Origin of the sequence: Candidatus Pseudomonas phytovorans (genome assembly GCA_029202525.1) — a bacterium.
GTDB classification, from domain to species: Bacteria; Pseudomonadota; Gammaproteobacteria; order Pseudomonadales; family Pseudomonadaceae; genus Aquipseudomonas; species Aquipseudomonas phytovorans.
In genome coordinates this window covers 1,364,845-1,378,209 of record CP119325.1, presented here as the reverse complement: position 1 = coordinate 1,378,209, position 13,365 = coordinate 1,364,845, and the positions used below count along the sequence as shown (strand labels likewise).

Annotated in this window: 9 protein-coding genes; all 9 read left to right on the top strand. The window is 63.1% G+C overall.

Annotation, left to right across the window (positions count from 1 at the left end; genetic code table 11):
* The first annotated feature begins 70 nt into the window (after window positions 1-70).
* The gene (locus P0Y58_06025) at window positions 71-247 is read left to right on the top strand and encodes a hypothetical protein (protein ID WEK31755.1); all 177 of its coding nucleotides are present in this window, start codon (window positions 71-73) and stop codon (window positions 245-247) included.
* Window positions 231-3,206, top strand: coding sequence for an ATP-binding protein (locus P0Y58_06020; GenBank protein WEK31754.1), 2,976 nt, complete (start codon window positions 231-233; stop codon window positions 3,204-3,206). The genes P0Y58_06025 and P0Y58_06020 overlap by 17 nt, the downstream gene beginning before the upstream one ends.
* A 4-nt stretch (window positions 3,207-3,210) precedes the next feature.
* Complete coding sequence (locus tag P0Y58_06015) at window positions 3,211-4,653, top strand: sigma-54 dependent transcriptional regulator (protein WEK31753.1); 1,443 nt, start codon at window positions 3,211-3,213, stop codon at window positions 4,651-4,653.
* An 842-nt stretch (window positions 4,654-5,495) separates the two neighbouring features.
* Entirely contained in the window at window positions 5,496-6,884 is a 1,389-nt protein-coding gene (locus P0Y58_06010) for a polynucleotide adenylyltransferase PcnB (GenBank protein ID WEK31752.1), read from the top strand.
* Window positions 6,881-7,360, top strand: coding sequence for a 2-amino-4-hydroxy-6-hydroxymethyldihydropteridine diphosphokinase (gene folK / locus P0Y58_06005; GenBank protein WEK31751.1), 480 nt, complete (start codon window positions 6,881-6,883; stop codon window positions 7,358-7,360). The genes P0Y58_06010 and folK overlap by 4 nt, the downstream gene beginning before the upstream one ends.
* A 262-nt stretch (window positions 7,361-7,622) precedes the next feature.
* A complete protein-coding gene (gene panB, locus P0Y58_06000; protein WEK31750.1) occupies window positions 7,623-8,423 on the top strand; it encodes a 3-methyl-2-oxobutanoate hydroxymethyltransferase in 801 nt (266 codons plus the stop codon).
* On the top strand, window positions 8,420-9,283 hold the full coding sequence (panC, locus tag P0Y58_05995) for a pantoate--beta-alanine ligase (protein ID WEK31749.1): 864 nt from the start codon (window positions 8,420-8,422) through the stop codon (window positions 9,281-9,283). Before panB ends, panC begins: the two co-directional genes overlap by 4 nt.
* A 246-nt stretch (window positions 9,284-9,529) precedes the next feature.
* On the top strand, window positions 9,530-11,194 hold the full coding sequence (gene pgi / locus P0Y58_05990; GenBank protein WEK31748.1) for a glucose-6-phosphate isomerase: 1,665 nt from the start codon (window positions 9,530-9,532) through the stop codon (window positions 11,192-11,194).
* A 198-nt stretch (window positions 11,195-11,392) separates the two neighbouring features.
* The gene (gene acs, locus P0Y58_05985) at window positions 11,393-13,327 is read left to right on the top strand and encodes an acetate--CoA ligase (GenBank protein WEK31747.1); all 1,935 of its coding nucleotides are present in this window, start codon (window positions 11,393-11,395) and stop codon (window positions 13,325-13,327) included.
* Window positions 13,328-13,365 lie beyond the last annotated feature (38 nt).

The window sequence follows — 13,365 nt, the reverse complement described above, 5'->3', positions numbered from 1 at the left end:
GCTAGCATCCCCCCCGCCATTTGCGCCAATAATAAGTCCAAGCCCGCAGCGCCCAACCATCGAGGCCAGCATGTACATCTATCGTTTGGTCCTGCTTCTGGTCGTGGGGATCTACCTGTTCTCCCCGGCCATCATGGACTGGTGGATCGAACCGACCGGAGCCTGGTACCGCCCCTACCTGCTCTGGCTGATCCTGATCGTCGTCACCTTCATCCTGCAGAGCCAACGAGATGCCGATGAGCTTTAGCCTGACCCAGATGATCCTGATCAGCACCGGGTACCTCATGGTGCTGTTCGGCGTGGCCTGGATCAGCGAGCGTGGGCTGATCCCGCGCGCAATCATTCGCCACCCGCTCACCTACACCCTGTCGCTTGGCGTGTACGCAAGTGCCTGGGCCTTCTATGGCTCGGTGGGCCTGGCCTACCAATACGGCTACGGCTTCCTGGCCTGTTACCTGGGGGTGTCCGGGGCGTTCCTCCTGGCACCGGTGCTGCTGTACCCGATCCTGAAGATCACCCGCACCTACCAGCTTTCATCGCTGGCCGACCTGCTGGCGTTTCGCTTTCGCAGCACCTGGGCCGGGGCATTGACCACCATCATCATGCTGATCGGCGTACTGCCGTTGCTGGCCCTGCAGATACAGGCCGTGGCCGACTCGATCAGCATCCTCACGGGTGAGCCGGTCAAGGCCCGGGTGGCCTTTGCTTTCTGTGTACTGATCATCCTGTTCACCATCTTCTTCGGCTCGCGGCACATCGCCACGCGCGAAAAGCATGAGGGCCTGGTGTTCGCGATCGCCTTCGAGTCGGTGATCAAACTGCTGGCCCTCGGTGGCATCGGCCTGTACGCCTTGTATGGCGTATTCGGCGGTCCGCACGAACTGGAAGTGTGGTTGCTGCAGAACCAGACCGCCCTGGCGGCCCTGCACACCCCGCTGCAGGAAGGCCCATGGCGCACACTGCTGCTGGTGTTCTTCGCCTCGGCCATCGTCATGCCGCACATGTACCACATGGCCTTCACCGAAAACCTCAACCCGCGTTCGCTGGTCAGTGCCAGCTGGGGCCTGCCGCTGTTCCTGCTGCTGATGAGCCTGGCTGTGCCGCTTGTCCTCTGGGCCGGCCTGCGCCTGGGCGCCAGCACCAACCCCGAATACTTCACCCTGGGCCTGGGGATTGCCGCCAACAACAAGGCACTGGCACTGCTGGCCTACGTCGGCGGCCTGGCATCTGCCAGTGGCTTGATCATCGTCACCACCCTGGCGCTATCGGGCATGGCCCTCAACCACCTGGTGCTGCCGCTGTACCAGCCCCCGGCCGAAGGCAACATCTACCGCTGGCTGAAGTGGACCCGCCGCGCGCTGATCGTCGCCATCATCACCGCCGGTTTCATGTTCTACCTGACCCAGAACAACCACCAGAGCCTGGCCAACCTGGGCATTGTCGCCTTCGTCGCCACCCTGCAGTTCCTGCCGGGTGTGCTGTCGGTGCTGTACTGGCCCACCGCCAACCGCCGCGGCTTCATCGCCGGGCTGCTGGCCGGCACCCTGGTGTGGATGGTGACCATGCTGCTGCCGCTGCTGGGCAACCTGCAGGGCTTCTACATCCCGCTGCTGGACATGATCTATGTGCTGGACGATACCAGCTGGCACATGGCGGCCATTGCTTCGCTGGCAGCCAACGTGCTGCTGTTCACCCTGATCTCGCTGTTCACCAACGCCAGCACTGAAGAGGTCAGCGCGGCCGAAGCCTGCGCGGTGGATAACGTGCGCCGCCCGCAGCGCCGCGAGCTGCATGCCGCCTCCCCGCAGGAGTTCGCTACGCAACTGGCCAAGCCACTGGGCGCCAAGGCCGCACAAAAGGAAGTGGAGCAGGCACTGCGTGACCTCTACCTGCCGTTCGACGAGCGCCGCCCTTACGCCTTGCGCCGCCTGCGCGACCGCATCGAGGCCAACCTGTCCGGCCTGATGGGGCCGAGCGTGGCCCAGGACATGGTCGAGACCTTCTTGCCGTACAAGTCCGGTAACGAAAACTACGTGACCGAAGACATCCATTTCATCGAAAGCCGCCTGGAAGACTACCACTCGCGCCTGACCGGTCTGGCCGCCGAACTCGACGCCCTGCGCCGCTACCACCGCCAGACCCTGCAAGAACTGCCCATGGGCGTCTGTTCGCTGGCCAAGGACCAGGAAATCCTGATGTGGAACAAGGCCATGGAAGAGCTCACCGGCATCGCCGCCAAGCACGTGGTCGGCTCGCGGCTGATCACCATCGGCGAACCCTGGCGCGGCCTGCTGGAAGGCTTCATCAACGTACCGGACGAGCACCTGCACAAGCAACGTCTGGCGCTGGACGGCCAGCCGCGCTGGCTGAACCTGCACAAGGCAGCCATCGACGAGCCGCTGGCACCCGGTAACAGCGGCCTGGTACTGCTGGTGGAAGACCTTACCGAAACCCAGGCACTGGAAGACAAGCTGGTGCACTCCGAGCGCCTGGCCAGCATCGGCCGCCTGGCCGCTGGCGTGGCCCACGAAATCGGCAACCCGATTACCGGTATCGCCTGTCTGGCGCAGAACCTGCGCGAAGAACGCGAAGGCGATGGCGAAATCACCGAGCTGTCCAGCCAGATCCTCGAACAGACCAAGCGTGTGTCGCGCATTGTTCAGTCACTGATGAGCTTCGCCCATGCCGGCGGCAGCCACCAGAACAGCGAAGAGCCGGTGTGCCTGGCCGAAGTGGCGCAGGATGCCATTGGTCTACTGGCGTTGAACCGGCGCAATTTCGAAGTACAGTTCTTCAACCTCTGCGACCCGGACCACTGGGCCGAAGGGGATCCGCAGCGCCTGGCCCAGGTGCTGATCAACCTGCTCTCCAACGCCCGCGACGCATCAAAGCCCGGCAGCGCCGTGCGCGTGCGCAGCGAAGCCAACGAGCACACCGTCGACCTGATCGTCGAGGACGAGGGCAGCGGGATACCGAAGAACATCATGGACCGCCTGTTCGAACCCTTCTTCACCACCAAGGACCCGGGCGAAGGAACCGGACTAGGGCTCGCTCTGGTCTATTCCATCGTGGAAGAGCATTATGGGCAAATCACCATCGACAGCCCGGCCGATATCGAACGGCAACGTGGCACCCGGATCCGCGTGACCCTGCCCCGGCATGTCGTAGCGACGTCCCCTGAAATTCGAGACCGTCGAGAGAATTGAATCAATGCCGCACATTCTGATCGTCGAAGACGAAACCATCATCCGCTCGGCCTTGCGTCGCCTGCTTGAGCGGAACCAGTACCAGGTCAGCGAAGCCGGCTCGGTGCAGGAAGCCCAGGAACGCTTCAGCATTGCCACCTTCGACCTGATCGTCAGCGACCTGCGCCTGCCCGGCGCGCCCGGCACCGAGCTGATCAAGCTCGGCCAGGGCACCCCGGTGCTGATCATGACCAGCTACGCCAGCCTGCGCTCGGCGGTGGACTCGATGAAAATGGGCGCGGTGGACTACATCGCCAAGCCTTTCGACCACGACGAGATGCTACAGGCTGTGGCGCGCATCCTGCGCGACCGGCAAAACGCCCCGGCTGCCGCACCGGCGGCCGAGCCGCGTGCCGCCAATGGCAAGGCCGCCCCGCCCGACAAAGGCAGCGCGGCTGCGGCCAATGGCGAAATCGGCATCATCGGCTCGTGCCCGCCGATGCAGGACATGTACAGCAAGATCCGCAAGGTTGCGCCCACCGACTCCAACGTGCTGATCCAGGGCGAGTCGGGTACCGGTAAAGAGTTGGTGGCCCGTGCCCTGCACAACCTGTCGCGCCGGGCCAAGGCACCGATGATCTCGGTGAACTGCGCAGCCATCCCCGAGACACTGATCGAGTCCGAACTGTTCGGTCACGAAAAAGGCGCGTTCACTGGCGCAAGCGCCGGGCGTGCGGGCCTGGTAGAAGCCGCAGACGGCGGCACGCTGTTCCTCGACGAAATCGGCGAGCTGCCGCTGGAGGCCCAGGCCCGCCTGCTGCGGGTACTGCAGGAAGGCGAGATTCGCCGAGTGGGTTCTGTGCAGTCGCAAAAGGTCGATGTGCGCCTGATCGCCGCGACCCACCGCGACCTGAAGAACCTGGCCAAGGCCGGCCAGTTCCGCGAAGACCTTTACTATCGCCTGCACGTAATCGCCTTGAAACTGCCTGCCCTGCGCGAGCGCGGCAGCGACGTCAACGAGATCGCCAGCGCCTTCCTCGCCCGCCAGAGCGCACGCATCGGTCGCGACGACCTGCACTTCTCTGCCGAAGCCGAGCAGGCCATTCGTCATTACAGCTGGCCGGGTAACGTGCGTGAGCTGGAAAACGCCGTGGAGCGTGCGGTGATCCTCAGCGAGAGCGCAGAAATTTCTGCTGAACTGCTGGGCATCGACATCGAGCTGAGCGACCTGGAAGAGGACGAGATCCTCAACAACGCCCTGGTTGCGGCCAGTTCCAGCAATGCCAGCCACGAGCCGACCGAAGACCTGTCGCTGGAAGACTACTTCCAGCACTTCGTGCTCGAGCACCAGGACCACATGACCGAAACCGAACTGGCACGCAAACTTGGCGTCAGCCGCAAGTGCCTGTGGGAACGCCGCCAGCGCCTGGGCATTCCACGGCGCAAGAGCAACGCTACCAGCGAGTAACTGATACACCCGGCGGGAGGTTCCTCCTGCCCCTTCTTTACCAGCCTTTCGGGCCCTTTCGCGGGCACGCCCGCTCCCACAGGAATTGTGCAGGCCTTTAAGGCAGTGAAATACCTGTGGGAGCGGGCGCGCCCGCGAAGAGGCCGGCAAAGCCATCGAACACACCCTGGGTAACACATCAGTTCCCGCAGAAATCTGTTACCCAACCTTTGCGCCGTAACAGTTCCCGAGGCATACGGTAACGAAATCGCCCCGATTTCAGCCCGCGAGATTTTGCCAAAAACCCTCAACCCCTTGATTTTACTGGGTTTGCAAAAGTTGGCACGGCACCTGCTATATGCTTAGTACAAAAACAATAACAAGCACTGCAACCTAAAATAAGAACAAGACGAAACGGCTCACGCACAATAAAAACAAGACGGCGGAGGCGCAGCTAACTGATTCTTTTGGAGAGGATGCGTGTTTGGGGCTTGCCCCACGACCAGGCAGAGAACAACAAAAACTGCACTAAAAAGCAGCGCCTGAACTGGTTGGATCGACAGATCAACGTGACATCAGCGGCCAAAGCAATCCGTTTGCTCTTTACCCCCGGTTTGGGGGTCGTCCACAAGCTTTGAGATTTGTGGGCAGGGCACTCAACAAAAACAAGAAGCCCGGCAAAAAAATAATAAGAGCACGCAACGACATTCTTGGGGAGCTTAGGCTCCCCTTGTCGTTTCTACCCTTCTGGCAGGCATCCTGCTACCCGCCTACACCATTCCCCGAGTAAATGCTAGAATCCCCGCCCATCATGCGGCCATTCTCCTATTCTTGGCCGAACATTCCTTCACACAGTGCATCCCATGCTGAAGAAGCTGTTCCAGTCTTTCCGCCCGCCCGTACCGGGCCCGCACCACAGGCGCACCACGCCTGAGGTGATCAACAAGAGCCAGCACTCGCTGCAGCGCCACCAGTTCAGCCGCCACGCGGTGAACATCGTGGAGCGCCTGCAAAGCGCCGGCTACCAGGCGTACCTGGTCGGTGGCTGTGTCCGCGACCTGATGCTGGGCATCACGCCGAAGGACTTCGACGTCGCCACCAGTGCCACGCCCGAACAGGTCCGTGCCGAGTTCCGTAACGCGCGCATCATTGGTCGCCGCTTCAAGCTGGTTCACGTGCATTTCGGCCGTGAAATCATCGAAGTCGCCACCTTCCGCGCCCACCACTCGGAAGACGACGAGGGCGACAGCCACCGTTCGTCGCATAACGCCAGTGGTCGTATCCTGCGTGACAATGTATACGGCACCCTGGAAGAAGACGCGCAACGCCGCGACTTCACCATCAATGCCCTGTATTACGACCCGGTCAGCGAGCGCATTCTTGATTACGCCAATGGTGTGCACGACGTGCGCAACCGCTTGCTGCGGCTGATCGGCGACCCGACCCACCGTTACCAGGAAGACCCGGTGCGCATGCTGCGCGCGGTGCGCTTCGCCGCCAAGCTGGACTTCGGCATCGAGAAGCACACCTTCAAGCCGATCCGCGAACTGGCCCCGCTGCTGCGCGAGATCCCGCCAGCGCGCCTGTTCGAGGAATGCCTGAAGCTGTTCCTTTCCGGCCAAGGCGCCATCGCCTTCGAAATGCTGGTCGACCTGGAACTGTTCGAGCCGTTGTTCCCGGCCAGTGCGCACGCCCTGGAAGAGCGCCCTACCTACACCCACACGCTGATCAGCCAGGCGCTGAGCAACACCGACCTGCGCGTCAAGCAGGGCAAGCCGGTGACGCCAGCCTTCCTGTTCGCTGCACTGCTGTGGCCTGCCCTGCCGTCCCGTGTGCTGCACCTGCAGAACCAGGGTGTACCGCCGATTCCGGCCATGAACGGCGCGGCCCACGACCTGATCGCAGAGCAATGCGCACGCATCGCCATTCCCAAGCGTTTCACCCTGCCGATCCGCGAGATCTGGGACATGCAGGAACGCCTGCCACGGCGCAGCGGCAAGCGCGCCGACCTGCTGCTGGACAACCCACGCTTCCGTGCCGGTTACGACTTCCTGCTGCTGCGTGAGAGCGCCGGCGAGGAAACCGACGACCTCGGCCAGTGGTGGACCGACTATCAGGATGCCAACGACAGCGAGCGCCGCGAGATGATCCGTGAGCTGGGCAGCCGTGATGAAGGCACCGGTGCCGGCCCACGCAAACGCAAGCGCAGCGGTAGCAAACGCAAGCGCAGTGGCGACGAGGCGTTCGAGTGACAACGCGCGCCTACGTTGGCCTGGGCAGCAACCTGGACGCACCTGCCGAGCAGCTGCGCAGCGCCTTGCAGGCGCTCGACCAGGTGCAGGCCACGCGTTTGGTAGCAGCCTCGGCGCTGTACACCAGCGATTCGCTACTGCCTGGCCAGCCGCGCTACACCAACGCCGTCGCCGCGCTGGACACCCGCCTGGCGCCGCTGGCCCTGCTCGATGCGCTGCAGGCCATCGAGAATGACCAGGGCCGGGTGCGCAAGGAACGCTGGGGCCCGCGCACGCTGGACCTGGACATCCTGCTGTTCGGTGACCAGGTACTCGAGGAGCCACGCCTGACAGTGCCGCATTACCACATGCATGCCCGACCTTTCGTGCTGTACCCACTGGCCGAGCTGGTGCCGGACGGTTTCCTTCTTGCCGATGGCCGCGCCCTCGCGCAATTGCTCGACGACTGCCCGTTCGTCGGCCTTGAACGCCTGTAAACCGGGCGTTCCAGCCTCGTCCACAGATACGGTAACGCCAGTAACACCCTGATCGTAACAATGCGGTAACAGGGTGATTGACTTCCCCCACCTCGCTCACGACTATAGGCGTCCCGTGTGGCACCAAAGTGCCGCATACCCGTATTTAGGCCCGGACGGACCTGTGCCCGAACATCACGCGCGATGATGTGCCGCTCCGGAAGATGACTACACACGTTGAATGCAGTCGTTTTTTACAGCGCCTGAACGAGGATTTTCCGACATGCCTGAAGTAACCCTCACCACCCTCAATGGCCTGAAGGCCAAGGGTGAAAAGATCACCATGCTGACCTGCTACGACGCGACCTTCGCCAAGGCCGCCAGCCAGGCCGGCATTGAAGTGTTGCTGGTGGGCGACTCGCTGGGGATGGTCCTGCAGGGCCACGACAGCACCCTGCCGGTAACCACGGCGGACATGGCCTACCACACCGCGAGTGTCAAACGCGGCAACGACGGCGCGTTGATCCTCGCCGACCTGCCGTTCATGGCCCACGCCACCCCCGAGCAGGCCTTTACCAACAGTGCCACCCTGATGCGGGCCGGCGCCCACATGGTCAAGATCGAAGGCGCCGCCTGGCTGGCCGAAACCATCCGTCTGCTGGCTGAGCGCGGCGTGCCGGTGTGCGCACACATGGGCCTGACCCCGCAGACCGTCAACGTGCTGGGCGGCTACAAGGTACAAGGCCGCCAGGAAGCCCAGGCCCGGCAGATGCGCGCCGACGCCATCGCCCTTGAACAGGCCGGTGCAGCCATGCTGCTGCTCGAATGCGTGCCCAGCGAACTTGCCGCAGAAATCACCAATGCCGTGGGTATTCCGGTGATCGGCATTGGCGCCGGCAGCGCCACCGATGGCCAGGTGTTGGTGCTGCATGACATGCTCGGCCTGTCGCTGAGCGGCCGGGTACCCAAGTTCGTGAAAAACTTCATGCAAGGCCAGCCGGATATCCACAGTGCCCTCGTCGCTTACGTCGAGGCGGTCAAGCAAGTCAGCTTCCCAGGTAGCGAACACGGGTTCAGTGCATGAATACAGTCAAGACCGTCCGCGAATTGCGCGCCGCCGTCGCGCGCGCTCGCGGTGAAGGCAAGCGCATCGGCTTCGTGCCGACCATGGGCAACCTGCACAGCGGCCACGCTGCCCTGGTAACCAAGGCAGCGCAGCGCGCCGACTTCGTGGTGGCCAGCATTTTCGTCAACCCGCTGCAGTTCGGCGCCAACGAAGACCTCGACAAGTACCCGCGCACCCTGGCCGCAGATCAGGAGTGCCTGCTGCAGGCCGGCTGCAACCTGCTGTTCGCGCCAAGCGCCGAAGAGATGTACCCCGACGGCATGAGCGTACAAACCCGCGTCAGCGTGCCCCACCTTTCCGAAGGCCTGTGCGGTGCCAGCCGGCCCGGGCATTTTGAAGGCGTGGCCACCGTGGTCAGCAAGCTGTTCAACATGGTCCAGCCTGACCTTGCCGTGTTCGGTGAAAAGGACTTCCAGCAACTGGCAGTGATCCGCGCCATGGTGCGCGACCTGAACATGCCGGTTCAGATCATTGGCGAGCCGACCGTGCGGGCCGAAGATGGGCTGGCTCTGTCATCGCGCAATGGCTACCTGACGCCGGAGCAACGTGCTGCTGCGCCAGCGCTGTACCGCACCTTGCAGCAGATTGCAGCGGGGATTGGCCGGGGCCAGCGTGATTTTGCTGCGCTGGTTGCTGAGGGGCAGGCTCAACTGGCTGCCGCTGGTTTACGCACGGACTACCTGGAAGTGCGCCATGCCGTGAGCCTGCGCCCGGCAGTTCTCGATGATCGAGACCTAGTGGTCATTGCAGCGGCTTACCTGGGTAACACACGGTTGATCGACAACCTGTACCTGCACGTGGAAGAAAAAACCGCATAACGGCCTGGGGCTGCCATGCAGCCCATTCGCGGGACAAGCCCGCTCCCACAGGATCTGCACTTTCCCCAGGAAACACACATCCCATGTGGGAGCGGGCTTGTCCCGCGAATGGGGCGCAAAGCGCCCCTAAAATCACCCTGCCATACCCATTCCCAGCGCGCGGGCTTTGCCTATAATGAGCCATCCTGAACCCGGCAATGACTGCCGTGTCCAAGGCATCACCACGCACCAAGGGAACCCCGCGCAATGGCGTATTACCGTACACCCCACGATGTGACGGCGCTGCCCGCCTGGCAGGCGCTTCAGCAACACCGCGACGCCATGCAGAGTTTCAGCATGCGCGAAGCCTTCGCCGCCGATGCCCAACGCTTCGACCAGTTTTCCCTTAGCGCCTGCGGCCTGTTCCTCGACTACTCGAAAAACCTGATCACCGAACAAAGCCGCGACCTGCTGGTCAACCTGGCCAACGAAGTGAACCTGCAAGACGCCATCAAGTCGATGTTCGCCGGCGAAATCATCAACGCCTCCGAAGGCCGCCCGGTGCTCCACACCGCCCTGCGCCGGCCCGTGGGCGACAAGCTCAGCGTCAACGGCGTGAACGTCATGCCGGAAGTCCACAAAGTACTCAATCAGATCACCGAATTAGTCGGGCGCATCCACGACGGCCTGTGGCGCGGCTACAGCGAAAAGCCGATCACCGATGTGGTCAACATCGGCATCGGCGGCTCGTTCCTCGGCCCCGAGCTGGTTTCTGAGGCCCTGCTGCCTTATGCCCAGCGTGGCGTTCGCTGCCATTACCTGGCGAACATCGACGGCAGTGAGTTCCACGAGCTTTCAGCCAACCTGCGCGCCGAAACCACCCTGTTTATCGTCTCGTCGAAGTCGTTCAACACCCTCGAAACCCTGAAAAACGCCATGGCCGCGCGCACCTGGTACCTGGCCCAGGGCGGCTCGGAAGCCGAGCTGTACCGCCATTTCATCGCGGTTTCCAGCAACAAGGCCGCTGCAGTGGCCTTCGGCATCCGCGAAGAGAACATCTTCCCGATGTGGGACTGGGTGGGCGGGCGCTATTCGCTGTGGTCGGCCATCGGCCTGCCAATCGCCCTGGCCATCGGCACAGCCAACTTCAAGGAGCTGCTGTCAGGTGCCCACACCATGGACCAGCACTTCCAGACCGCACCGTTCGACAAGAACATGCCGGTGCTACTGGCCCTGCTGGGTGTGTGGTATGGCAACTTCTGGGGCGCGAACAGCCACGCGATCCTGCCGTACGACCACTACCTGCGCAACATTACCAAGCACCTGCAGCAGCTGGACATGGAGTCCAACGGCAAGAGCGTGCTGCAGGACGGCACCCCGGTGAAGACCGAAACCGGCCCGGTGATCTGGGGTGGGGTCGGCTGTAACGGCCAGCATGCCTACCACCAGTTGTTGCACCAGGGCACCCATCTGATTCCGGCAGACTTCATCGTGCCGGTGGTGAGCTTCAACCCGGTGGCCGACCATCACCAGTGGCTGTACGCCAACTGCCTGTCGCAGAGCCAGGCGCTGATGCAGGGTAAAACCCGTGAAGAAGCCGAGGCTGAACTGCGCAGTAAAGGGCTGAACGAAGCGGACATCGAGAAGCTGGCCCCGCACAAGGTGATCCCCGGTAACCGCCCGAGCAACACTCTGGTGGTGGAGCGCATCAGCCCCCGCCGCCTGGGCGCACTGGTGGCGATGTACGAGCACAAAGTGTTTGTGCAAAGCGTGATCTGGGGTATCAACGCCTTCGACCAGTGGGGCGTGGAGCTGGGCAAGGAGCTGGGCAAGGGTGTTTACCAGCGCCTGGTCGGCACACTGGAAGAAAACGCCGAAGATGGCTCTACCCAGGGCCTGATCAACTACTTCCGCGGCCGTCACCGAGGGTGACCTGATACCTGCACCGGCCCCTTCGCGGGCACGCCCGCTCCCACAGGGATCGCACAGTTCTTGAAGTTTGTGCATTACCTGTGGGAGCGGGCGTGCCCGCGAAGGGGCCGGCACAGTTTGAACACCTCTCCCAGCTACACTGTCCTATCGAATAGCCGTTGCAGTCCATCGCCCCTCACAAGAGCAGGACCACCCGCCATGTTCGATATCAAGCAGTATCCCCAGGCCCTGGCCGTCAGCCAGTCCGCCGCCCTCACCCCCAACGAATACCACCGTCTCTACCAACAGTCGGTAGACGACCCTGACACCTTCTGGGCCGAACAGGCCAAGCGCCTTGACTGGATCAAACCCTGGTCGAGCGTGCAACAATGCGACCTGAAAACCGGCCAGGCACGCTGGTTCGACGGCGCCCAGCTCAACGTCAGCTACAACTGCATCGACCGTCACCTGGCCCAGCGCGGCGAGCAGACTGCCCTGCTGTGGGAAGGCGACGACCCTGACGACTCCAAGGCCATCACCTACCGCGAGCTGCACCGCCAGGTCTGCCGCTTGGCCAACGCACTGAAGGCACGCGGGGTTAAAAAAGGCGATCGGGTATGCATCTACATGCCGATGATCCCCGAGGCCGCCTTCGCCATGCTCGCCTGCACCCGCATCGGCGCCATCCACTCGGTGGTGTTCGGCGGTTTCTCCCCCGACGCCCTGCGTGACCGCATACTCGATGCAGACTGCCGCACCGTGATCACCGCCGATGAAGGCGTGCGCGGTGGCAAGCGCATCCCGCTGAAGCAGAACGTCGACAAGGCCCTGGCCAGTTGCCCAGCGGTCAGCAGCGTATTAGTGGTGCGCCGCACCGGCGGCGATGTCGGCTGGGCCGAAGACCGCGACCTCTGGTACCACGAGGCAACCGACCGGGCCGGCGACGACTGCCCCCCCGAGCCGATGGAGGCAGAAGACCCGCTGTTCATCCTTTACACCTCCGGCAGCACCGGTAAACCCAAAGGCGTGCTGCACACCACCGGCGGCTACCTGCTGCAGGCGACGATGACCTTCGAGGTGGTGTTCGATTACCGCGACGGCGAAGTGTTCTGGTGCACCGCCGACGTCGGCTGGGTCACCGGCCACAGCTACATCGTCTATGGCCCGCTGGCCAATGGCGCGATTTCGCTGATGTTCGAAGGCGTGCCCAACTACCCGGACACCTCGCGCTTCTGGCAGGTAGTGGACAAGCACAAGGTAAACATTTTCTACACCGCCCCCACCGCCCTGCGTGCACTGATGCGCGAGGGATCCGCCCCGCTGCAAGGCACTTCGCGCCAAAGCCTGCGCCTGCTGGGCAGCGTCGGCGAGCCGATCAACCCCGAAGCCTGGGAGTGGTACTTCGAGGAAGTCGGGCAAAAGCGCTGCCCCATCGTCGATACCTGGTGGCAGACCGAAACGGGCGGCATCATGCTCACCCCGCTTCCCGGCTCGCTGTCACTCAAGCCAGGCTGCGCCACCCAGCCAATGTTCGGCGTGCAACCGGTGCTGCTGGACGAGCAAGGCAAACTGATCGAAGGCCCCGGCGCCGGCCTGTTGGCGATCAAGGCCAGCTGGCCCGGGCAGATCCGCAGCGTATACGGTGACCAGCAACGCATGGTCGACACCTATTTCAAACCCTTCCCCGGCTACTACTTCACCGGCGACGGCGCCCGCCGCGATGCCGATGGCGACTACTGGATCACCGGGCGTATCGACGATGTGCTGAACGTTTCCGGCCACCGCATCGGTACCGCCGAAGTGGAAAGCGCACTGGTGCTGCACCCAAGCGTCGCCGAGGCGGCCGTGGTCGGCTACCCGCACGACCTCAAGGGCCAGGGTGTGTATGCCTTCGTCACGACCATGAATGGCATCGACCCGGACGACACGCTCAAGGCCGAACTGCTGGCCCTGGTCAGCAAGGAGATCGGCAGTTTCGCCAAACCCGAGCTGATTCAGTGGGCCCCGGCATTGCCCAAGACCCGCTCAGGCAAGATCATGCGGCGTATACTGCGCAAAATCGCCTGTAACGAGCTGGACAACCTGGGCGACACCTCGACCCTGGCCGACCCCAGCGTGGTACAGGGCCTGATTGACAAACGCCTCAACCAGTAACCGGCGGCCACCGTCCATGGCCGCCCTGAACCTCAGGT